The following is a 22,049-nucleotide window of genomic DNA, read 5'->3' as shown; positions in this document are numbered from 1 at the left end:
GCCGGGGTGGGTCCGGGGACCCGGGAAAGACGGGGGGCACCCTGCGGTGTCACCACTCTGGTCCGTCCGCCATGCGCAAAGAGGTCCACTGCAACGCGATCACATGCGAGCAACCGAGGTTGCCTATGGGAGGTGAGCGACGGTGAGGGATCGTTTGCTTTCGTGGTGGTGTTCGGGCACGCAAAATGCCGCGATGTGGATCAGTATCAGGACCCTACCACAAAAAAGTGCCGAAATCAATAATTTGCTTCGCATGGGTCATCAAGCCTGCCCTATCGCCTTTTGGCGAGGACAAGCTTTTTTCCCCAGCTTCGGCGGCCGCGGTGCGACCGGTCAGTCGCCCTGGCCCGGATTCGGCGAGAAGTACTGCTCGTACTTGCCTTCCACGCCGTCCATTTCCTTGGCCTCGGGCATCGCATCGCGCTTGACGGTGATGTTGGGCCAGATCGACGCGAATTCCGTGTTGATCTTCAACCACTTGTCGAGGCCCGGCTCCGTATCGGGCTTGATCGCCTCGGCGGGACATTCCGGCTCGCAGACGCCGCAATCGATGCACTCGTCCGGGTGGATGACCAGGAAATTCTCGCCTTCGTAGAAGCAGTCGACAGGGCAGACTTCGACACAGTCCGTATATTTGCAGCGGATGCAGTTGTCGGTCACGACATACGTCATGATGAACTCCAGAAAAATCACTAGCAGGCGAACGGCGGAACCGTCCATCGCCGCAAAGCCTGTCACGCAATCGGCTGGCAGACAGCAGAAGATGCGAGAAGCAGGCTGTCCGGTGGCTGAGGTAAAGGCTTTACGGGCGCTTTGCAAGCGTAATACATGCGCGATTGGCGTCTTGCGAGGTATAGAATTCTAAAGCGCGGCCTCAGGCCTGACTGTGTTCAGTCGTCGCCCTCGCCCGGATAATCGTGCAGGCGGTCGATCTCGCGGCGCTCTCGCTTGGTGGGGCGGCCCGCGCCGCGCTCGCGCGTGGCCTGCGCGAAGAGATTGCGCTCCTCGCGCGGCGGCGGGGGCGGCGTCATGTCGCTGTAGAGAAGGCGGGCCTCCTCATAGGGGCCGCGGCGCTCGCCGGTCTGGAGCACCTTCACCACCATGTCGTGGCGCTCGAGCGAAAGCACGATGACATCGCCGGGACGCACGGCATAGGAGGGCTGGCGGATGGCGAGGTCGTTGACGCGCACATCGCCCGACTCGACGGACTTCGCCGCCAGCGAGCGCGACTTGCGCAGGCGCGCGAAGAACAGCCATTTGTCGATGCGCTGTCGCGCCTGACCTGCCGGCTGTTCCTCGTCGCGCGCCATGGCTTACTTCTTCAGCTGCTCCTTGAGCGCTGCGAGCTTTGCGAAGGGTGAATCCGGATCGATCGGCTTCTCCTTGCGGGGCGGACGGGCCTCGAACTTCGCCTGCTGCGGCTTTCCGCCGCGATCGTTGCGCTCGCCGCGCTGCTCGTTGCGATCGGGACGGTTGCCGCCCTGCGGCTTTCCGTCGCGGTTGCCGCGATTCTGGTCGGGACGGCCGCGGCCGCCTTCGCGACGCTCGCCGCGCTCACCGGCCTGCTGGCCGCGATTGCGGTCACCGCCACGGCGCTCGCCGCGTTCGGGACGCTCACCGCCCTGACGGTGGCCGCCCTGGCGCTGGTTGTCGTGACGCGAGCCCGGACGCCAGAGCAGCACGGGCTTGACCTCGACCGGCTCGGTGCCTTCGCCGGCAGCCTCGGGGGCTGCGGCTTCCGATGCAACTGGGGCTTCCGCCGTCTCGGCGGCCGGCGCCTCTTCAACAGGTGTTTCGGACGCAGGTGCTTCGGCAGCCGGAGCTTCGCCTGCCGTCTCTTCGGCAGCGTCGGCCTGTGCTTCGTCCGCCTCGGCATCCTGTTCGCCGGCGGTGTCCGCCGGAGCGGCAGCGCCCGCATCGGCCGGAGCCTGCGCGGCGAGGAAGGCGGCGGCCTCTTCGGCCGTCACGCTGTCGGCACGGTAACCAAGACCCTTGAGGATCTCTTCCATGTCGTCGGGCGTGGCACCGAGGATGGAGAGCATGGCGGTCGTCGCCGTGAAGCGGCGGCCGTCATAGGCGCCATCGGGACGCGGCGTGCCCGGCTTCCACTGCAAAAGCGGGCGGATGAGATCGGCGAGGCGCTCGAGAATGTCGATGCGCACGGCGCGCTTGCCGAGGAACCGGAAGCCGGCGAGCTTGTAGAAGGTGCGCTCGTAGCTCGGATCGGTGACGACCGAGGTGCGGCCGGCGGCCAGAACCGGAATGAGATCGCCATAGCCCGGCTTGTCGAGTCCGTCGTTCTTCAACGCCCAGAGCAGCGTGATGAGTTCGGCCGGTGCCGGCTTCAGGAGCGCGGGCATGAAGATGTGGTAGGCGCCGAAGCGGATGCCGTGCTTGCGCATGGAGGCGCGGCCGTCCTGATCGAGCGACTTCACGTCATCGGCCACATCACGGCGGAACAGCACGCCGAGGTTCTCGACGAGCTGGAAAGCCAGACCCTTGGCGAGACCCTGCAGGTCTTCGGCGCGCGACAGGTCGTCGAGCGGCTTCAGGACGGTGGCGATGTGATGGTTCACGAAACGCTCGATGCGGGCGGCGACATGATCGCGCGCATTGCCCGTCAGCTGCTCGTCGGAGAGCAGGATGACGCGCGGACGCATGATATGATCGGACGCGGCAAGACGCGCGACGGGATCGCCGAGCCAGCGCACGGTGCCGTCGGAGCCGAGCGCGAGATCGCCGTTGCCGGCCGCATGCAGGCGCGCGGCCCGGGCTTCGAACTCCAGGGCGAGCGCCTTCTGCGCAGCCGCCTGCACGGCCTTCGCATCGGGACCTTCCGTTCCGGAGACGAGCGTGAACCGGAAACCGGCCAACTGCCCGACATGATGTCCTTCCACGAAGACATCGCCATTCACACTGATTTCAGCTTCCAGCATCGCATTCTCTCTCAGGCGCTTCATGAGCACAGATGTCCTGCGATCAACAAAGCGTTTCGTCAACCGTTCATGTAACGCATCGGACAATCGGTCTTCGATTTCCCGCGTCTTTTCCTGCCAGTGTGTCGGATCGGCAAGCCAACCGGGCCGATTCGACACATAGGTCCACGTCCTTATCTGCGCGATTCGCGCCGAAAGCGTGTCGATCTCGCCATCCGTGCGATCCGCGCGGCGGACCTGATCGGCCATGAAGTCCTCATTGACCGTGCCACGACGGACGAGATCCGCATAGAGCGTCGAGATGAGGTCGGCATGCTGGGCCGGCGTGATGCGGCGATAGTCGGGCAGCGCGCAAGCCTCCCACAGCTTTTCGACACGCTGGGGCGTGGTCGCGAGTTCGCGGATATCGGGGTAGCGCGACAGATGCTCCAGCGCCTGTTGGTCGACCGCCGGAAGCGCGCGTGTCAGCCCGCCGATCGGCGGCACGGCCTCGAGCGACAGGCGAAGCGATTGCAGCGAGGAATAGTCGAAGCGGGTCGTGCGCCATTGCAGCACCTTCACCGGATCGAACTGGTGCGTCTCGATGCGCTCGACCAGCTCCTCGTCGAAGGGATCGACGCGGCCCGTGACGCCAAAGGTGCCGTCACGCAGGTGGCGGCCGGCGCGGCCGGCGATCTGGGCAAGCTCGGCCGGATTGAGATTGCGGAACTGGAAGCCGTCGAACTTGCGGTCCTGCGCAAAGGCGACGTGGTCGACATCGAGGTTGAGACCCATGCCGATCGCGTCCGTCGCGACGAGATATTCGACATCGCCCTCCTGGTAGAGCGCGACCTGCGCATTGCGGGTACGCGGCGAAAGCGCGCCCAGTACCACCGCCGCCCCGCCGCGCTGGCGGCGGATAAGTTCGGCGATGGCATAGACCTCGTCGGCCGAGAAGGCGACGATGGCCGTGCGCTGCGGCAGGCGGGTGATCTTCTTGGAGCCGGAATAGAACAGCTGGGAAAGCCGCGGGCGCTCGATGACATGGATGCCCGGCAGCATCTGTTCGAGGATCGGCTTCATGGTGCCCGCACCCAAAAGCAGCGTCTCGTCGCGCCCGCGCAGATGCAGCACCCGGTCGGTGAAGATGTGCCCGCGCTCCAGATCTCCGGCAAGCTGCACCTCGTCGATGGCGACGAAGGAGGCGCGCGTCTCGCGCGGCATGGCTTCCACCGTGCAGACCGAAAAGCGCGCCATATGCGGCGTGATCTTCTCCTCGCCGGTGATGAGCGCGACATTGTGCTGGCCGACCCGCTCAACGAGGCGCGTATAGACCTCGCGCGCCAGAAGGCGCAGAGGCAGGCCGATAATGCCCGTCTCATGTGCCACCATGCGTTCGATTGCGTAGTGGGTCTTGCCCGTATTGGTCGGGCCGAGCACCGCGGTGACCCCGCGGCCGCTCACAATCATGGGTGCTTGCGACAAGACATGCCCCGGCTGGTTCAGTTTCCGGCAACAGATGCCCATCACAGCCGCCGATGGCAAGGGGCAAGGCGAAATGCGGCGGATTTTCCGGTCTTTTGCCGGCTCGTGGAACAGCCGCGGAACGAAACGGAGACGAATCGCTGACTCGCCCGCATTCCGGGTTTGTTCACCGCAAGTCCTTGATCGGACTCACAATCCCGCCACAAGATGCTGAATCGGACCCACGACGATGCACGGTTTCCTGAAACCGAAAATGCCTCTCACACCGGATGATCGTACAGATCCGTACCGTCCCAGGCGCTTCCCGTGTCGTAGAGCGGGAAGACCTCTTCCGTGAGGTATGGCCCGCCGCCGACGGATTCCTTGGAGGACATCAGGACGAAGCGGTTCACCATGAAGGGGGCAGTGTGGAAGTTGCCGCGGCCGGTGAGGTAGCGCGCGACATCCTCGGTGCGGGCATTGCGCAGGCGCGCCAGCGTGACATGCGGCGTGAACTTGCGCGGATCGGCCGGCAGGCCGAGCCGCTGGCAGATGCGCTCGATTTCCGCCTGGAGCGCAAACATATCCGGCGCCGGCGTGACACCGGCGAAGACGGAATGCGGCTTCTTCGACCCGAAGGAGCCGATGCCGGACAGCGCAAGCTGGAATTCCGGCCGCTCGATGCGGTCGAGCCGGTCGACCACCTCGTCGGCCGTGCGACCGTCGATGTCACCGATGAAACGAAGGGTTATGTGGAAGTTCTCGACATCGATCCAGCGGGCTCCGGGAAGGCCGCCTCTCAAAAGCGAGAGGCTCATCGCGGCATTGCGCGGCACTTCGAGGGCGACGAAAAGTCTTGGCATGGTGACTTCTCCCTACTGGAATGTAACGTCAGCGAATCACGCAAAGCCGTTTCGCGCAACCCTAATTTCGCACCCGCGAAAATTACTCCCCGGCCTTGATGGAAGTCAGGAAACCTTCAACGGCCGGCAGCATCGCCTGCACCATCGCATCCACGCCGCGCGCATTGGGGTGCATGCCGTCCTCCAGCTGGAGATCGGCCTTGGTGACGACGCCTTCGAGGAAGAACGGATAGAGCGGCACGTCATGCTTGTCGGCAAGCTTCTGGTAGATGGCGTTGAAGCGCTCGCCGTATTCGGGGCCCATATTCGGCGGCGCGAGCATGCCGGCAAGCAGCACGGAAATGCCGCGCTCCTTCAGCCGCGTCAGCATCGTGTCGAGATTCTTTTCGGTCTCTTCCGGCGCAACGCCGCGCAGCGCATCGTTGGCACCGAGTTCGAGGATCACGCCCTGCGTGCCATCCGGCACCGACCAGTCGAGACGGGCAAGGCCGCCCGAGGTCGTATCGCCGGAAACGCCGGCATTGGCGATCTCCACCTCATGCCCCTTGGCGCGCAGGGCGGCTTCCAGCTTGACCGGGAAGGCATCGCCCGCCGGAAGCTGGTAGCCGGCCATCAGACTGTCGCCGAAGCCGACGAGCTTGACGGGCTCGGCGCGCGCAGCACCGACGGATAACAAAGCTGTGATCGCAAGGGCGGTTAAAAAACCGAGCTTCGCTTTAAACGCCATGGCGAGGTTCCTAGATTGCTGGCATTGCGGTTCTTCACAATCATATAGGGCAGAATTCCTTGGCCAAAAGCATCATCGATCTCAAAAAAGCCGATCTCACCCTGGGCCAGGCGGCCGCCTCGGTTCATGTGCTCAAGGGAATCGACCTTTCGATCGATGCGGGCGAATCGGTCGGCATCGTCGGCCCCTCGGGTTCCGGCAAGTCGACGCTGCTGATGGTTCTGGCCGGCCTGGAGCGGCTCGACAGCGGCGAAATCCACATCGACGGCGCCGGGCTGCACGGCATGAACGAAGACCAGGTGGCCGATTTCCGCGGCCGTAACATCGGCATCGTCTTCCAGTCCTTCCATCTCATTCCCAACATGACGGCGCTCGAAAATGTCGCGGTGCCGCTGGAACTGGCCAATACGCCCGGTGCCTTCGACATCGCCCGGCGCGAACTGACGGCCGTCGGGCTGGGCGAGCGCCTGTCGCACTATCCCGGCCAGCTTTCGGGCGGTGAACAGCAGCGCGTGGCGATCGCCCGGGCGCTCGCGCCCTCGCCGAAGCTGCTGATTGCCGACGAACCGACCGGCAACCTCGACACCGAGACCGGCCGGCAGATCGCCGACCTCTTGTTTGCGAAGCAGGCCGAGCGCGCCATGACGCTGGTGCTGGTGACGCACGATCCCGCCCTTGCCGCTCGATGCAGCCGGCAAGTCGCCATGCGCTCGGGCGAAATCGTCTCAGGTGCCGCACCCGCGGCAACCATTTCCGAGGCGGTGCCGGCATGAGGATCGGCACGGTCCTCAAACAGTTTCCGCTTGCCCTTCGCCTGGCGCTGCGCGAGATGCGCGGCGGCCTGAAGGGCTTCTACATCTTCCTCGCCTGTATCGCGCTCGGCACGGCGGCGATTGCCGGCGTCAATTCCGTCTCCAGCGCCATCACGCAGGCGATCGCCTCGCAGGGCCAGACGCTGCTGGCCGGCGACGTGCGCTTCGAGCTGCGCAACCGCATGGCGACGCCGGAGGAAATGGCCTATTTCCAGGGCCTCGGCGACGTCTCGTTGTCGACCGGACTGCGCTCCATGGCGCGCATGCCCGACGGGTCCGACCAGACGCTGGTGGAGGCGCGCGGCGTCGACGGCGCCTATCCGCTCTACGGCACGCTGGAAACCGTGCCGCAGCAGCCTTCCTCGGAGCTGCTCGGACGCAAGGGCGACGCCTGGGGCGCCATCGTCGCGCCGCTACTGCTCGACCGGCTCAACATCGCCGTGGGCGACGAGATCCTGCTCGGCAATGCCAAGATCAAGGTGACGGCCACCATGGCGCGCGAGCCCGATGCCGTTTCCGAAGGCTTCGGGCTGGCCCCGCGCCTGATGCTTTCGCAAGAGGCCTTGCAGGCCAGCGGGCTGATCCAGACCGGCAGCCTTGTCGAAAACGCCTACCGCATCCGCCTGACCAATCCCGACGCCTCCATCGCAACGATCCGGGACGATTCGGCAAAGGCGTTCCCGACCGCAGGATGGTCGATCCGCACCGCCGACAGCGCGGCCCCCTCGCTCACCGCCAATATCACCCGCTTCTCGCAGTTCCTGACGCTGGTCGGCCTCACGGCGCTGATCGTCGGCGGCGTGGGCGTGGCGAATGCGGTGCGGGCCTATCTCGATTCCAAGCGCTCGGTCATCGCCACCTTCAAGTGCCTGGGCGCGCCGGCCTCGCTGGTGGCGCTCGTCTATCTCACGCAGATCGCGCTGATTGCCGCCGTCGGCATTCTCATCGGCCTCGTCGCGGGCGCGCTGATGCCGCTCATTGCCATGCAGTTCCTCGAAGGCGTACTGCCGGTGCCGGCGGAGGCGCAGCTCTATCCGTCCGCCCTGCTGCTGGCCGCCGTCTTCGGCCTTCTGACGGCGCTCGCCTTCGCCATCATGCCGCTCGGCCATGCCCGCGAGGTGCCGGCAACCGCGCTGTTCCGCGAGCAGGGCTTTCAATCGTCACGCCTGCCGAGCTGGCCCTATGTGCTGGGCGCGGCCGCATTCCTCGCGGCGCTGGCGGGGCTGGCGATCTTCACCGCCTATGACCGCTACATCGCTTCGGTGTTCCTCGGCGCCATCGCCTTCGCCTTCGTGGTGCTGCGCGCCGTCGCCATGCTGATCACGGCGATCGCCAGGCGCAGCCCGCGCGTGAATTCGCCGTCGCTTCGGCTTGCCATCGGCAACATCCACCGGCCGGGCGCCCTTACATCGTCCGTCGTGCTGTCGCTCGGCCTTGGGCTGGCGCTGCTGGTGACGCTGACGCTGATCGACGGCAACCTGCGCCGTGAACTGACCGGCAGCCTGCCGGACCGCGCGCCGAATTTCTTCTTCGTCGACATCCAGGGCGGCGAGCTCGACGGCTTCCGCAGCGTGCTTTCCTCCAACATGCCCGAAGGCAAGATCATCGAAGTGCCGATGCTGCGCGGTCGCGTGATGGAGCTGAACGGCGTGGATGTCGCCAAGGTCGACGTGCCGCCGGAGGGCCAGTGGGTGCTGCGCGGCGACCGCGGCATCACCTATGCGAAGAACGTGCCGGAGAATTCGACGCTGAGCGCGGGCGAATGGTGGCCCGAGGACTATACGGGCGAACCGCTCGTCTCCTTCTCGACCGACGAGGGCCGCGAACTCGGCCTGAAACTCGGCGACACGGTGACGGTCAATGTGCTCGGCCGCAACATCACCGCGCGCATCGCCAACTTCCGCAATGTCGAGTGGGAATCGCTGTCGATCAACTTCGTGATGGTCTTCTCGCCCAACACCTTCGCCGGCGCGCCGCATGCCTGGCTCGCCACCGTGATCGATCCGGGCGCGACCGCCGCGCAGGAAGCCGCCACCTTGAAGGCGATCACTAACGCCTATCCGACCGTGACCAGCGTGCGCGTCAAGGATGCGCTCGACGTGGTGAACGAGCTGGTGGGCCAGCTGGCGACCGCCATCCGTGCCGCCGCCGCCGTGGCGCTGATCGCCTCCATCCTTGTGCTGGCCGGCGCACTGGCCGCCGGCAACCGGGCACGCGTGCACGATGCCGTCGTGCTGAAGACGCTGGGCGCCACCCGCGCCACGCTGATCCGTGCCTTCAGCTACGAATATCTGATGCTGGGACTGGCGACGGCGCTGTTTGCACTCTTTGCGGGCGGGGTATCGGCCTGGTTCGTGGTGGCCCGCATCATGAAGCTACCGTCGAGCTTCCTGCCCGACGTGGCCGTCATGACGGTGGTGACGGCTCTGATCATGACGGTCGGCATCGGCCTTGCGGGAACGTGGCGCATTCTGGGACAGAAGGCAGCACCGGTGTTGCGGGAGCTCTAAATCGGCATCCCTGCGGCTCTCCCTGATGTCGCAGGTCTTGTGCACAACGCAATTGATGCGCATATTTACATCAGGCAAGCTGGAGCCCCGCAGCGGCTGCCCGGACCCGCAAGAAGCGCTTCGAACCGTCGAAGCGAATAACCAGGCGCCCGACACCGTATAGACCATGGGGCTTGAACATAGAGGAAAACATGGCTGATCTCCGTAACTACCAGACTCGAACGGTGAATTCCGGCGCTCAGGCCGGCGCCGTCATCGACGAGGGCCTGCGCGCCTACATGCTTCGGGTCTACAACCTGATGGCACTGGGTCTCGCCATCACGGGTGTCGTCGCCTACTTCGCTTCGCAGGCTGCCTTTGCCGGCGGCCAGCTCACGAGCTTCGGCTACGCCATCTATGTGAGCCCGCTGAAGTGGGTCGTGATGCTCGCCCCGCTCGCCCTCGTCTTCTTCCTGAGCTTCCGCATTAACTCGATGAGCGTCGCTGCCGCGCAGACGACGTTCTGGATCTATGCGGGCCTGATGGGCCTGTCGCTCTCGTCGATCTTCCTGGTCTACACGGGCGCCAGCATCGCGCAGACCTTCTTCGTCTCGGCCGCCGCCTTCGGCGCCCTGTCGCTGTTCGGCTACACGACGAAGCGTGATCTCTCCGCGATGGGCTCGTTCCTGATCATGGGCCTGTTCGGCCTGATCATCGCCTCGCTCGTCAACCTGTTCCTGCAGTCTTCGGCTCTCGACTTCGCCATCTCCGCGATCGGCGTTCTTGTCTTCGCCGGCCTGACCGCCTGGGACACGCAGAAGATCAAGGAAATGTACTTCGAAGCCGACGACGTCGCCGTGGCCGGCCGCAAGGCCATCATGGGTGCGCTGACGCTCTACCTCGACTTCATCAACCTCTTCCTCTTCCTGCTGCGCTTCCTCGGTAACCGCGATTAAGCACGGCAGCCGAAGGGCTGGTCATGGAAACCCCGCTGGAAACGGCGGGGTTTTTGTTTGTCCGCATGGCAACCGGACCGGAACCAGATCGCTGCAACCATTGACGGCTTTGCCGAATCATGCATATTCTCACGCGATTATGCATGATTGGTAAAGATGATGTCGATACAAGACCTATTGCTGGGCGAGCGACAGGCGCTGATCCGGACACGGCTCGATCTGTCGGGGCGGGTGATCGCGGCGGATCTGGCTCAGGAACTTGGCGTGTCCGAAGACACGATCCGGCGGGACTTGCGCGAGATGGCATCCGCCGGGCTGTGCCGCCGCGTCTATGGCGGGGCGCTACGCCTCTCCCCGTCGACGACATCGATGAACGAGCGGATCGGCATTGCCGGTGAGAGCAAGGCCGCGCTGGCGCGCACGGCGGCGGGGCTGCTGCCCGCGGGCGCGACCGTCTTCCTTGATGCGGGCAGCACCAATCACGCGCTCGCGCGCGCCTTGCCGACGGGTGCAGACCTGACGGTCGCGACCAATGCGCCGGCCATCGCCGCCGCTTTGCTGGAGCGCGACATCGCCACGATCCAGCTCGGCGGCATGGTCGATGCGCGCGTCGGCGGCGTGATCGGCACCAGCGCGATCCGTGATGCAGAGGCGCTGAGGCTGGATATCCTCGTGCTCGGCGTATGCGGCATCGACCAGGACGCCGGCGTGACCTGCTATTCCTTCGAGGACGCTGAATTCAAGCGCTTCGTCGCCCAGCGCAGCAGGAGCGTGCTGATCTCGGTGACCAACGACAAGCTTTCCATTGCCGCGCCCTATTCGGTGCTGCCGCTGTCGCGCGTTTCGCGCGCGATCATCGAAGCGGATGCGGACGCAACGCAGGCGGCGGCGCTGGCCGCTGCCGGCATCGATATCCTGCGCGCCGTCTAGGCACGCACTTTCCACAATGATGGACCTTCCATGACGACGCCCGACCAAGCCCTTGCCGCCAGATCCTTCTTCGGCAGCTATTTCCCGCCAACCCGGCGCGCCATTTCCGGCCTCTTCCTGCTGAACGGGCTCTATGCGGGTGCCTGGGCGCCGAAGATCCCCGAATTCGCCGGCCGGCTCGACATTTCCGAAATGCAGCTCGGCCTGATGATCATGTGCTTCGGCATCGGCTCGCTGATCCTCATGCCGATTGCCGGCGTGCTGATCGCCCATTTCGGCTCGGCGCGCACGGTGAAGGGCGCGGCGCTGTTGTTTCTGCCGACGCTTCTCCTGCTGTCGCTGGCGCCGAACATCGCGCTCGGCGTCGCCGCGATCTCGCTGTTCGGGGGCCTGCTCGGCACGATGGACGTGGCCATGAACGGCAATGCCGTGGAGGTGGAGAAATCCATGCGCCGCGCGATCATGTCTTCCTGCCACGCCTTCTGGAGCCTCGGCGCTTTCATCGGCGCCACGACCGGCGGCTATCTCATCGAGACCATCGGCGTCATAGGCCACGCGGCCCTGCTCACCGTTTTCGCCGCCGTCGCGCTCGCCTTCATCTGGCCTTTCGTGCTGCGCGACGCGCCGCACCGGACCGAGGAGCGCAAGAAGGTGGGCCTTCCCGTCACGCCGCTGCCCTGGCTGATCGGCCTGATGGCATTGTTCTGCATGGTGCCGGAAGGCGCGATCCTCGACTGGAGCGCGCTCTACATGCGCAACGAGCTCGGCGCGCCGCTGGCACTCTCCGGCTTCGCCTTCGGCACCTTCTCTCTGACCATGGCGGCGATGCGCTTTGCCGGCGACCATGTGCGCGACCGCTTCGGCGCGGTGAAGACGTTGCGCTATTGCACGGTCATCGCAATGGCCGGCATGATCATCGCGGGCACCGCGCCGCACGGCTATGTGGCGGTGCTGGGCTTTGCGCTGTGCGGCGTGGGCATTTCCAACATGGTGCCCATCGCCTTTTCCGCCGCCGGCAACCTGCCGGGCTACGCGCAGGGCGTGGCGCTGTCGGTTGCGACCGTCATGGGCTATTCCGGCTCGCTCTTCGCACCTTCCGTCATCGGCTTTATCGCCGAGCATACGGGCTTTGCCATCATCTTCGCGCTGCTGCCGGTGCTTTTCATCGTCGTTCTTCTGCTCTCGCACCACGCGGTCCATGCGGATGTGCGCGAGCGGCACTGACAGCCATGGGCGGTAAGGGCGATCAAATCGTCGCGCCTGCCCGCGCCTGCGGTTGACAAGCCCCTTTTCCTGCGCCACCTGAGGGCAAAGGCCGCGCTGCAAGCCCCGCGCGGCCGCGTTCGCGCAAGAGGCCCCAAGATGTCCTTCTCCTTCGACTTTGAACCGAAGCCGCGGCGTCAGTCCGTCGGTGTCGATGTCGGCGGCGTGCTGGTGGGCGGCGGTGCGCCTGTCGTCGTCCAGTCGATGACCAATACAGACACGGCCGATATCGACGGTACCGTGGCGCAGGTCGCAGCCCTGCACCGCGCCGGTTCGGAAATCGTGCGCATCACCGTCGACCGCGACGAGAGTGCCGCCGCCGTGCCGAAGATCCGCGAGCGCCTGGAACGCCTCGGTCTGGACGTGCCGCTGGTCGGCGACTTCCACTATATCGGCCACAAGCTGCTGGCCGATCACCCGGCCTGCGCCGAAGCGCTGGCGAAATACCGCATCAATCCGGGCAATGTGGGCTTCAAGGACAAGAAGGACAAGCAGTTCTCGGCCATCGTTGAGACCGCCATCCGCTATGACAAGCCGGTGCGCATCGGCGTAAACTGGGGCTCGCTCGACCAGGAGCTCCTGACCCGGCTGATGGACGAGAACCAGGACAGGGGCTCGCCGCTCACCGCCCAGCAGGTGATGCGCGAGGCGATCTGCCAGTCGGCGCTGCTTTCGGCTGAGATGGCCGAGGAAATCGGCCTGCCGCGCAGCCGCATCATCCTCTCGGCCAAGGTGTCCGCCGTGCAGGATCTCATCGCCGTCTACGCCATGCTTTCCTCGCGCTCCGACCATGCGCTGCATCTCGGCCTCACCGAAGCCGGTATGGGCACCAAGGGTGTCGTCGCCTCCTCCGCCTCGCTCGGCATTCTCATGCAGCAGGGTATCGGCGACACGATCCGCATTTCGCTGACACCCGAGCCCGGCGGAGACCGCACCCGCGAGGTGCAGGTGGCGCAGGAACTGCTGCAGGTCATGGGCTTCCGTCAGTTCATTCCCGTCGTCGCCGCCTGTCCGGGATGCGGCCGCACCACCTCCACGGTGTTCCAGGAGCTCGCCCAGAAGATCCAGGACGACATCCGCAAGAACATGCCGGTGTGGCGCGAGAAATATCCCGGCGTCGAGGGCCTCAAGGTCGCCGTCATGGGCTGCATCGTCAACGGGCCGGGCGAAAGCAAGCATGCCGATATCGGCATCTCGCTTCCCGGCACCGGCGAACTGCCGATCGCGCCCGTCTATGTCGACGGCAAGAAGGCCATGACGTTGCGCGGCACCAACATCGCCGGCGAATTCGAGACGCTGGTCAACGATTACATCGAGAAACGCTACGGCCAGGGCCAGGCTGCGGCGGAATAGGCTTTCCGGCGCGGCTCAGAGCCGCGTCGTCAGGAGCTTGAAGCCGGCAAAGGCGAAGAAGGCGGCCATGACGCCTTCGATGGCGCGACGTGACTTGAGATAGGCGCGATGCACCGGGCCAAGCGAAAAGACCAGCGCGAAGCCAAGGAACACGCAAACGCCTATAATCATGCAGCCGGCGATGAAGGTTGCCATGACCCCGCCGGGCGCGCCCGGCGGCATGCCGAGCGATGTCAGCATGATCCATGCAAAGATCGCCTTGGGATTGGTCAGGTGGATGCCGAGGCCCTTGAGATACTGCCGCCGCAGCGACAGCGCCGGCATGGCGATCATGCGCGCACGGTGGCTCTCATCGCTCCGGCACGCGGAACGCCAAGCGTTCCAGGCAAGGTATAGCAGATAGCAGCCGCCGACGATCTTCAGCACGACGATCGCCTCGCCATAGGTGCGGATGAGGGCGGAAAGGCCCGACGCGGTGAGGATCGCCCAGATATACGAGCCGGTGAGGACGCCAAGCGCAAGTGCCACGCCCGCCTGCCGGCCGCGACTGACCGAGGTCGCGATGATGGCGAGAATCGCCGGTCCCGGCGAGGCCGTCGCGATGAAATAGGCCGTCCAGGCAACGGCAAGCTGCGGCAGATAGGGCGTAAGATCGGGCATGGGATTTCCGGATGAATCTCCGGAAACGATATCCGATCCTTTCGCCGTCTCACAGGTGGAGAATTGCACCACATGTCCCTGTCGGGCCGCGGTTGACGCATCCCCTCATCCGACTGCCGGCAGGCGGATGAGGGGGGCTCGCGAAAATTCAGAGGATCTCTTCGAGCGCCGCGATCAGGCGGTCGCATTCTTCCGGCGTGCCGATGGTGATGCGCAGGAAATCCGAGATGCGGGGCTTGGCGAAGTGGCGCACGAGCACCGCCCGCTCGCGCAGGCCGCTGGCGAGCGCCTCGCCGCTGTGATCGGGATGGCGGGCGAAGACGAAATTGGCCTGCGAGGGCAGCACCTCGAAGCCGCGCTGGCGCAGCGCGCCGGTCACGCGCTCGCGGCTCTCGATGACCTTGCCGCGCGTCTCGTCGAACCATGCGCGGTCGTCGATGGAGGCGGTCGCGCCGGCCTGGGCGATACGGTCGAGCGGATAGGAGTTGAAGCTGTCCTTGACGCGCTCGAGCGCATCGATCAGCGGGCGCTGGCCGATGGCATAGCCGACGCGCAGGCCGGCAAGCGAGCGCGACTTGGAAAGCGTGTGCACCACCAGCAGATTGTCGTATTTCTTCGTCAGCGGGATCGCGCTCTCGCCGCCGAAATCGATATAGGCCTCGTCGATCACGACCGGCTGGTCGGGATGGGCCACAACCAGCGCCTCGATGGCCGAAAGCGGCAGGCCGATGCCCGTGGGCGCGTTCGGATTGGCGATGATGATGGCGCCGCAGGGGCGCTCGTAATCCTTGAGGTCGACGGTGAAATCGTCCTTCAGCGCGATCTCTTTCGCCTCGATCCCGAACAGGCGGCAATAGGTCGGGTAGAAGCTGTAGGTGATGTCGGGGTAGAGGAGCGGCTTCTCGTGCTTGAGCAGGGCGGCGAAGACATGCGCCAGCACCTCGTCCGAGCCGTTGCCGACAAAGACCTCGTCCACCGCCACGCCATGGAAGCGGGCGATCGACTGGCGCAACGCCAGCGCGGACGGATCGGGATAGAGCTTCAGGCTGTCGGCGACGGCCGCCTGCATGGCGGCCATGGCCTTGGGCGACGGCCCGTAGGGATTTTCGTTGGTGTTGAGCTTGATGAGGTTTTGGATGCGCGGCTGTTCGCCAGCGACATAGGGCTTGAGCGTGGCGACGATCGGCGACCAGAATTTGCTCATGGCGTCAGTTCCTGCGATTGGCGATGAAGTGGGCGGTTTCGACGAGGATCCCGGCCCGATGGCTGAACGGCGCAAGAAGCGCCTCGGCCTCCTTCACAAGCGCCTGGAGGCGATCTTCCGCCCAGGCCTGGCCGCGGCGCGCCACCAGCGTCGCCTTGCCGCGCTCCGCATCCTTCCCGGTCGCCTTGCCCATGGTGGCGGCATCGGCTGTAAGATCGAGCAGGTCGTCGGCGATCTGGAACGCCAGACCGACGGTTTCGCCGTAGCGGCGCAGCGCCTCGCGATCGGCCGGCGACGCCCCCGCGATGATCGCGCCCGCTTCGCAGGCAAAGCGCAGGAGCGCGCCTGTTTTCATCGCCTGCAATGTGACGATGCCGGCCTCGTCGGGCGCCGCCTTTTCCGCATCGAGATCGAGCGCCTGGCCGCCGGCCATGCCGCCGATACCGGCCGCGCGCGAAAGTGCCAGTACAAGCGCAGTTTTCGTGGCGTCGGGCAGCCGCGTCTCGGGCGACGCCACGATATCGAAGGCGAGCGTCAGCAGGCTGTCGCCGGCAAGGATCGCGGCGGCTTCGTCGAAGGCGATGTGCACGGTGGGCTGGCCGCGGCGCAGGTCGTCGTCGTCCATGGCCGGCAGGTCGTCATGCACCAGCGAGTAGCAGTGGATGCATTCCAGCGCGGCGCCGACGCGCACGGCCGTCTCGCGCTCCACGCCGTCAAACAGCGCGGCCGCCTCGATGACGAGAAACGGGCGCAGGCGCTTGCCGCCGTTCAGCACGCCATGGCGCATGGCGGCGAGAAGCCGCGCCGGGCGCGCGATCTCGCCCGGCCGCACATCCACAGACAACAGCGTGGCCAGCACGGCCTCCACCGCCTCGCCATTGTTCTTCAAGAGGGACAGAAATTGCTGATGACGCTCGCTCATGGCCGCTCTTTGGCATGGCCCCCCGGCCGAAGCAACGGGAAGGACGGGATGGCGACAAAGAATCGCGGCGCAGTGCTGGTTTTTGGCGCGCCGGAACGGTATGAAGTCGCAACACTGGAAGGACGGGCGCCGACACTTGGACATCGTACCTGAGACGCGGGAAGACACGATCGAAAGAAAGGCTGAGCCCGATGCCAGGGATGGCTGGATGACCCGCCTCCGCAGAAACTGGCGTCGCCTCTGTCTGGCGCTCCTGGCCTTCATTGCCCTGCCCTATGTGCTGATCGTGCTCTACACCGTGGAATTCGTCCGCCCGGTTTCCACCCTCATGCTGCGCGACGTCGTGCTGCTGCGCGGCTACGACCGGCAATGGGTGGATTTCGAGGACATCTCGCCCAATGTGGTGCGCGCCGTGATGATGTCGGAAGACGGGCAATATTGCCGTCACGCCGGTGTCGACTGGGGTGCCATGCGCGAGGTCGTCAACGAGGCGCTGGCCGGCGAGCAGACGCGCGGCGCAAGCACCATTCCCATGCAGACCGCCAAGAACCTCTTCCTGTGGAACGGCCGCTCCTTCGTGCGCAAGGCGATGGAGGTGCCGCTCGCGGTGGTCGCCGATTTCGTCTGGAGCAAGCGCCGCCTGATGGAAATCTATCTCAACGTCGCCGAATGGGGGCCGGGCATCTACGGCATCGAGGCGGCGGCGCAGTACCATTTCAACGTTTCCGCTGCCAAGCTCTCGCGCCGCCAGGCAGCGCTGCTCGCGGTCTCGCTGCCCAATCCCTATACCCGCAATGCCGGCAAGCCCGGTCCCGGCCTGCAAAGCCTCGCACGGCTGATCGACCGGCGGGCCGGCCGCTCCGGCGATTACATCAAATGCCTTTATGACTGACGTCACGGCTTTTCATTGGTACCGGCACCGCTGAGCGCGTTACCATGCGGCCTCTCACGGAGCCCATGCCATGTCCGACCTCATCCTCTATATCGGCAACAAGAACTACTCGTCCTGGTCGCTACGGCCGTGGATCGCCATGCAAGCGGCCGGCGTGCCCTTCACCGACCATGTGATCCCCTTCGATTTCCCGGCGGGCAACCCGAAGTTCAAGCCGATTTCGCCGACGGGGCGCGTGCCGGTGCTGCATCACGGCGATGTGCGCGTGTGGGAATCGCTCGCCATCATCGAATATGTCGCCGAGCTGTTTCCCGATGCCGGCATCTGGCCCAGGGATGCGGGCGCCCGCGCCCAGGCCCGCGCGATTTCAATGGAAATGCTGTCCGGCTTCCGCGCGCTGCGCAATGCCTGCCCGATGAACATTCGCCGCCAACCGCGCGCCATTGCGCTTCCCGAAGGCGTGATGGACGACGTGGCGCGCATCGAGACGATCTGGAAGGAAACGCTGGCGCGCTCGGGCGGGCCGTTCCTGTTCGGCGCCTTCTCGGCGGCGGATGCGATGTATGCCCCCGTGGTCAACCGGCTGGAAACCTACCGCCTCACGCAGGACGATGCCGTGCTCGCCTATATCGCGCGCGTGAAGGCGCATCCGGCATGGCAGACGTGGCAGACGGCCGCGCTGGCCGAACCGTGGATCGTGCCGGAGGACGAGGCATAGGGGACTTATTCGAAAAAAACCGGCCGGGGACTGGTCAAGCAGGGTTTTGCTGTGTATAAGCCGGCCCAATTTCCGAGATAACGACATGTTCTTGTCAGCCATTCGGTGGCGCGAGGATGTGTTTGCCTGATAAGTGGAGTTAGTCAAATGGCTGTACCGAAAAGAAAAGTGAGCCCGTCCAAGCGCGGTATGCGCCGTTCGGCAGATGCTCTGAAGGGTTCGACCTACGTCGAAGACAAGAATTCGGGCGAACTGCGCCGTCCGCACCACATCGACCTGAAGACCGGCATGTACCGCGGTCGCCAGGTTCTGACGCCGAAGGAAAGCGCGTAATCCGCGTTTCCAGCGTCAGCTGAGATCAGGGGCCGGGCGACCGGCCCTTTTCTTTTGCCGGCTTTTTCCGGCCTGCCTGCCCCATTCCGGCACGTCGCCGTTCCCTTGCGGCCGATCTTCGGCTAAGAGGGCCCGGACGCCGCCATGACGCGCGGCCACCGGGAGTTTGCCGATGCTGCTGGCCATACCGCTGCTGATCCTGCCCTTCGCGCTCTACAACCTCGCCATGACGGGCCTGTTCGGCACCGGCGGCACCGCCGTTCTCGACAGCGAGGTCATATCGGTCAACATGCTCTCAGGCGCGACCTGGACGCTGGCCTTCGGCGACCTCATCATCCTCATCGCGCTGGCACTGCTGTTCGTGGAAATCCTGAAAGCCACGCGGCCCGGCTCGCGGGCGCTGCTCGATCACATGCTGTCGATGGTGCTGTTCGTCGTCGCACTCGTCGAGTTCCTGCTGGTGCAGGGCGCGGCGACGCAGATCTTCTTCATCCTGATGACCATCATCTTCATCGATGTGGTCGCCGGTTTCGCGGTTTCGATCCGCACGGCAAGCCGCGATCTTTCCATCGGGCTTTGACGGCGCGGGTCAGACCCGCGCCCTTCTCTTCTGCTTCAGCCGAGATTGTCGAGCTTCGTCTGGAGCGCGCGCAGCTGCTCCTTCAGCTCATCGATATCCTTGGCCTCGGCCTTGCGCGTTTCCTTGGCCGGCGCGGCATTGGCGAAGGGCGAGAACATCTTCATCGCCTGCTGGAACATCTCCGTGTTGCGCCGCACCGTCTCCTCGACGAGCGCTATCGGCACCTGAAGATTCTTGCCGAGCGGCGTATCGCCGAAGGTCTTGTTGATCTGCTCGCGCATTTGCACCTGCTGGTCGGTGAAGGCCTGCATGGAATGCTCGAGATAGCTCGGCACGACCATCTGCATCTGGTCGCCGTAATAGGAGATCAGCTGGCGGAGGAAGGAAATCGGCAGAAGCGTGTTGCCCGTCTTCGATTCCTGCTCGAAGATGATCTGCGTCAGCACCGAATGGGTGATGTCGTCACCCGACTTGGCGTCCTGCACGGTGAAGTCCTCGCCCTTCTTCACCATGACCGCGAGATCGTCGAGCGTCACATAGGTGCTCGTGCCCGTGTTGTAGAGCCGGCGGTTCGCATATTTCTTGATGACGATCTGACCGTCGTTTCTGGCCATTAGGGTCTCCTCATCCCCGTCTTCCCATTTTCTTTTTGGTCGTTTCGAGTATCGGCAAAAACACCTCGCCTGACAATCGAATTGTGCGATGCGGCGAGGAATGCTGCGCAACATGAATTTTCATGCAGCATGTCGTGCCGATGAAATTTTAGCGAGGCCGGATATCGGGTTTGACTCTCCCCCTCCGCTTTGCCAGTTTTGACATCGGGAGAACCGCCGGGCCTGCGTCCTTCGCGCGCTGGGGCCCGGTTCCAAGGCCGCAAGCCCGGTCGCAGACCTGAGGAAGAACACACCATGAGCACCTCGTCCATTGTCATCGCCAGTGCCGCCCGTACAGCGGTCGGTGCCTTCAACGGCGCCTTCGCCAACACGCCCGCCCACGAACTCGGAGCCGCGGCGATCTCGGCGGTGCTGGAGCGCGCGGGCGTGGAGGCCGGCGAGGTGAACGAAGTGATTCTCGGCCAGGTCCTGCCGGCCGGCGAAGGCCAGAACCCGGCCCGCCAGGCCGCCATGAAGGCCGGCATACCGCAGGAGGCGACCGCCTGGGGCCTGAACCAGCTCTGCGGCTCGGGCCTGCGCGCCGTCGCGCTCGGCATGCAGCAGATCGCCACCGGCGACGCCGACATCATCGTGGCCGGCGGCATGGAATCCATGTCCATGGCGCCGCACTGCGCGCATCTGCGCGGCGGCGTGAAGATGGGCGACTTCAAGATGATCGATACGATGATCAAGGACGGCCTGACCGACGCCTTCTACGGCTACCATATGGGCATCACGGCCGAGAACGTCGCCCGGCAGTGGCAGCTGTCGCGCGACGAGCAGGACGCCTTTGCCGTCGCCTCACAGAACAAGGCCGAGGCCGCCCAGACGCAAGGCCGTTTCAAGGACGAGATCGTTCCCTTCATCGTCAAGGGCCGCAAGGGCGACGTAACCGTCGATGCCGACGAATATATCCGCCATGGCGCCACGCTCGATTCCATGACGAAGCTGCGCCCCGCCTTCGACAAGGAAGGCACGGTGACGGCCGGCAACGCCTCCGGCATCAATGACGGCGCGGCCGCAGCACTGCTGATGAGCGAGGCGGAAGCCTCGCGTCGCGGCATCCAGCCGCTTGCCCGCATCGTTTCCTGGGCGACCGCCGGCGTCGACCCGAAGATCATGGGCACCGGACCCATCCCGGCCTCGCGCAAGGCGCTGGAGCGCGCCGGCTGGTCGACCGGCGACCTCGATCTCGTGGAGGCCAACGAGGCCTTCGCCGCCCAGGCCTGCGCGGTCAACAAGGACCTCGGCTGGGATCCCGCGATCGTCAACGTCAATGGCGGCGCCATCGCCATCGGTCATCCGATCGGCGCGTCGGGCGCCCGCATCCTCAACACGCTGCTCTTCGAAATGAAGCGCCGCGGCGCATCCAAGGGCCTTGCCACGCTCTGCATCGGCGGCGGCATGGGCGTGGCGATGTGCGTCGAGCGCCTGTAAGCGCCGGCTTGCACGCTGCTTTGCAATGACCCGCCGCCAGCGGGGCGTCGGGTCTCACTGAAAAAAACACAAGGGGAGTGAGCCAAATGAGCAGGGTAGCACTGGTAACGGGCGGATCGCGGGGCATCGGCGCGGCCATTTCGGTGGCGCTGAAGGCAGCCGGATACAGGGTGGCCGCCAACTATGCCGGCAATGACGAGGCTGCCGAAGTTTTCAAGGCCGAGACCGGGATTGCGGTCTACAAGTGGGACGTCTCGAGCTACGAGGCCTGCGTCGAGGGCATCGGCAGGGTAGAGGCGGACCTCGGCCCGGTCGACGTTCTCGTCAACAATGCGGGCATCACGCGCGATGCCATGTTCCACAAGATGACTCCGGAGCAATGGGGTTCGGTGATCGGCACCAACCTGACCGGCCTCTTCAACATGACCCATCCGATCTGGTCGGGCATGCGCGACCGCAATTTCGGCCGCGTCATCAACATCTCCTCGATCAATGGCCAGAAGGGCCAGATGGGCCAGGCGAACTATTCGGCCGCCAAGGCCGGCGATCTCGGCTTCACCAAGGCGCTGGCGCAGGAGGGGGCGGCAAAGGGCATTACCGTCAACGCCATCTGCCCCGGCTATATCGGCACGGAGATGGTGCGCGCCATCCCGGAAAAGGTGCTGAACGAGCGGATCATCCCGCTTATCCCCGTCGGGCGTCTTGGAGAACCCGAGGAGATCGCACGCGTGGTGGTCTTCCTCGCCTCCGACGATGCCGGCTTCATCACCGGCTCGACCATCTCGGCCAATGGCGGTCAGTTCTTCGTCTGACGCCGACACCATATGTAACGGAACACGGCGCCTTCCGGCGCCGTTCTCCATGGCGAGAGAAAGCGA

General features: G+C 65.1%; 21 protein-coding genes. 12 read left to right on the top strand and 9 right to left on the bottom strand.

Translation table 11 applies throughout. The features are described 5' to 3' along the window. Positions 1-333: 333 nt before the first annotated feature. The 5 genes from fdxA to MNR02_RS01100 form a co-directional block, all read right to left on the bottom strand. Complete coding sequence (fdxA, locus tag MNR02_RS01120; RefSeq protein WP_241600996.1) at positions 334-672, bottom strand: ferredoxin FdxA; 339 nt, start codon at positions 670-672, stop codon at positions 334-336. Between the two features lie 218 nt (positions 673-890). Further along, positions 891-1,310 (bottom strand): RNA-binding S4 domain-containing protein, encoded by a 420-nt coding sequence (locus MNR02_RS01115; protein ID WP_241600995.1) that lies wholly within the window; start codon positions 1,308-1,310, stop codon positions 891-893. 3 nt (positions 1,311-1,313) lie between these two features. After that, on the bottom strand, positions 1,314-4,385 hold the full coding sequence (locus tag MNR02_RS01110; protein WP_241947786.1) for a helicase-related protein: 3,072 nt from the start codon (positions 4,383-4,385) through the stop codon (positions 1,314-1,316). A 275-nt stretch (positions 4,386-4,660) separates the two neighbouring features. Continuing rightward, complete coding sequence (gene thpR, locus MNR02_RS01105; protein ID WP_241947785.1) at positions 4,661-5,242, bottom strand: RNA 2',3'-cyclic phosphodiesterase; 582 nt, start codon at positions 5,240-5,242, stop codon at positions 4,661-4,663. An 82-nt stretch (positions 5,243-5,324) separates the two neighbouring features. After that, positions 5,325-5,969, bottom strand: coding sequence for an arylesterase (locus MNR02_RS01100; RefSeq protein WP_241947784.1), 645 nt, complete (start codon positions 5,967-5,969; stop codon positions 5,325-5,327). Between the two features lie 59 nt (positions 5,970-6,028). Here MNR02_RS01100 and MNR02_RS01095 point away from each other — a divergent pair, with 59 nt between their 5' ends. From MNR02_RS01095 to ispG, 6 genes are all read left to right on the top strand, one after another. After that, on the top strand, positions 6,029-6,742 hold the full coding sequence (locus MNR02_RS01095) for an ABC transporter ATP-binding protein (RefSeq protein ID WP_241600991.1): 714 nt from the start codon (positions 6,029-6,031) through the stop codon (positions 6,740-6,742). Next, positions 6,739-9,291: an ABC transporter permease gene (locus MNR02_RS01090; protein ID WP_241947783.1), complete on the top strand. Its 2,553-nt coding sequence runs from the start codon at positions 6,739-6,741 to the stop codon at positions 9,289-9,291. Before MNR02_RS01095 ends, MNR02_RS01090 begins: the two co-directional genes overlap by 4 nt. Positions 9,292-9,482: 191 nt before the next feature. Then, positions 9,483-10,226 (top strand): Bax inhibitor-1/YccA family protein, encoded by a 744-nt coding sequence (locus MNR02_RS01085; RefSeq protein ID WP_241600989.1) that lies wholly within the window; start codon positions 9,483-9,485, stop codon positions 10,224-10,226. Positions 10,227-10,385: 159 nt separating this feature from the next. Further along, on the top strand, positions 10,386-11,156 hold the full coding sequence (locus tag MNR02_RS01080) for a DeoR/GlpR family DNA-binding transcription regulator (RefSeq protein WP_241947782.1): 771 nt from the start codon (positions 10,386-10,388) through the stop codon (positions 11,154-11,156). 30 nt (positions 11,157-11,186) lie between these two features. Beyond that, positions 11,187-12,380, top strand: coding sequence for an MFS transporter (locus tag MNR02_RS01075; RefSeq protein ID WP_241947781.1), 1,194 nt, complete (start codon positions 11,187-11,189; stop codon positions 12,378-12,380). Positions 12,381-12,518: 138 nt separating this feature from the next. Next, entirely contained in the window at positions 12,519-13,772 is a 1,254-nt protein-coding gene (gene ispG, locus MNR02_RS01070; RefSeq protein WP_241600986.1) for a flavodoxin-dependent (E)-4-hydroxy-3-methylbut-2-enyl-diphosphate synthase, read from the top strand. Between the two features lie 15 nt (positions 13,773-13,787). On the opposite strand, the gene MNR02_RS01065 is transcribed toward ispG, so the two are convergent. From MNR02_RS01065 to MNR02_RS01055, 3 genes are all read right to left on the bottom strand, one after another. After that, complete coding sequence (locus MNR02_RS01065; RefSeq protein WP_241947780.1) at positions 13,788-14,432, bottom strand: LysE family translocator; 645 nt, start codon at positions 14,430-14,432, stop codon at positions 13,788-13,790. Between the two features lie 148 nt (positions 14,433-14,580). After that, positions 14,581-15,636 carry a histidinol-phosphate transaminase gene (gene hisC / locus MNR02_RS01060; protein ID WP_241947779.1) on the bottom strand — a complete coding sequence of 352 codons (1,056 nt, stop codon included), beginning with the start codon at positions 15,634-15,636 and terminating at the stop codon, positions 14,581-14,583. Positions 15,637-15,640: 4 nt separating this feature from the next. After that, positions 15,641-16,558 (bottom strand): polyprenyl synthetase family protein, encoded by a 918-nt coding sequence (locus MNR02_RS01055; protein ID WP_241947778.1) that lies wholly within the window; start codon positions 16,556-16,558, stop codon positions 15,641-15,643. A gap of 136 nt (positions 16,559-16,694) precedes the next feature. Between MNR02_RS01055 and mtgA the strand changes: the two genes are divergently transcribed. The 4 genes from mtgA to MNR02_RS01035 all read left to right on the top strand — a co-directional run bounded on the left by mtgA (position 16,695) and on the right by MNR02_RS01035 (position 19,081). Then, positions 16,695-17,450, top strand: a complete 756-nt coding sequence (gene mtgA, locus MNR02_RS01050; protein WP_241947777.1) for a monofunctional biosynthetic peptidoglycan transglycosylase — start codon at positions 16,695-16,697, stop codon at positions 17,448-17,450. A gap of 70 nt (positions 17,451-17,520) precedes the next feature. After that, positions 17,521-18,168 carry a glutathione S-transferase family protein gene (locus MNR02_RS01045; protein WP_241947776.1) on the top strand — a complete coding sequence of 216 codons (648 nt, stop codon included), beginning with the start codon at positions 17,521-17,523 and terminating at the stop codon, positions 18,166-18,168. A 147-nt stretch (positions 18,169-18,315) separates the two neighbouring features. Next, positions 18,316-18,501, top strand: a complete 186-nt coding sequence (rpmF, locus tag MNR02_RS01040; RefSeq protein ID WP_134648268.1) for a 50S ribosomal protein L32 — start codon at positions 18,316-18,318, stop codon at positions 18,499-18,501. A gap of 172 nt (positions 18,502-18,673) precedes the next feature. Further along, a complete protein-coding gene (locus MNR02_RS01035; protein ID WP_241600980.1) occupies positions 18,674-19,081 on the top strand; it encodes a hypothetical protein in 408 nt (135 codons plus the stop codon). A 35-nt stretch (positions 19,082-19,116) separates the two neighbouring features. Here the strand turns inward: MNR02_RS01035 and phaR are convergent, their stop codons facing one another. Then, positions 19,117-19,695 (bottom strand): polyhydroxyalkanoate synthesis repressor PhaR, encoded by a 579-nt coding sequence (phaR, locus tag MNR02_RS01030; protein WP_241600979.1) that lies wholly within the window; start codon positions 19,693-19,695, stop codon positions 19,117-19,119. Between the two features lie 294 nt (positions 19,696-19,989). Between phaR and MNR02_RS01025 the strand changes: the two genes are divergently transcribed. Continuing rightward, on the top strand, positions 19,990-21,171 hold the full coding sequence (locus tag MNR02_RS01025) for an acetyl-CoA C-acetyltransferase (protein WP_241947775.1): 1,182 nt from the start codon (positions 19,990-19,992) through the stop codon (positions 21,169-21,171). An 86-nt stretch (positions 21,172-21,257) separates the two neighbouring features. Next, positions 21,258-21,983 carry a beta-ketoacyl-ACP reductase gene (locus MNR02_RS01020; protein WP_241947774.1) on the top strand — a complete coding sequence of 242 codons (726 nt, stop codon included), beginning with the start codon at positions 21,258-21,260 and terminating at the stop codon, positions 21,981-21,983. Positions 21,984-22,049 lie beyond the last annotated feature (66 nt).

The organism is Shinella sp. H4-D48, from assembly GCF_022637395.1.
GTDB classification, from domain to species: Bacteria; Pseudomonadota; Alphaproteobacteria; order Rhizobiales; family Rhizobiaceae; genus Shinella; species Shinella sedimenti.
This window is presented reverse-complemented; position numbering and strand designations above follow the sequence as displayed.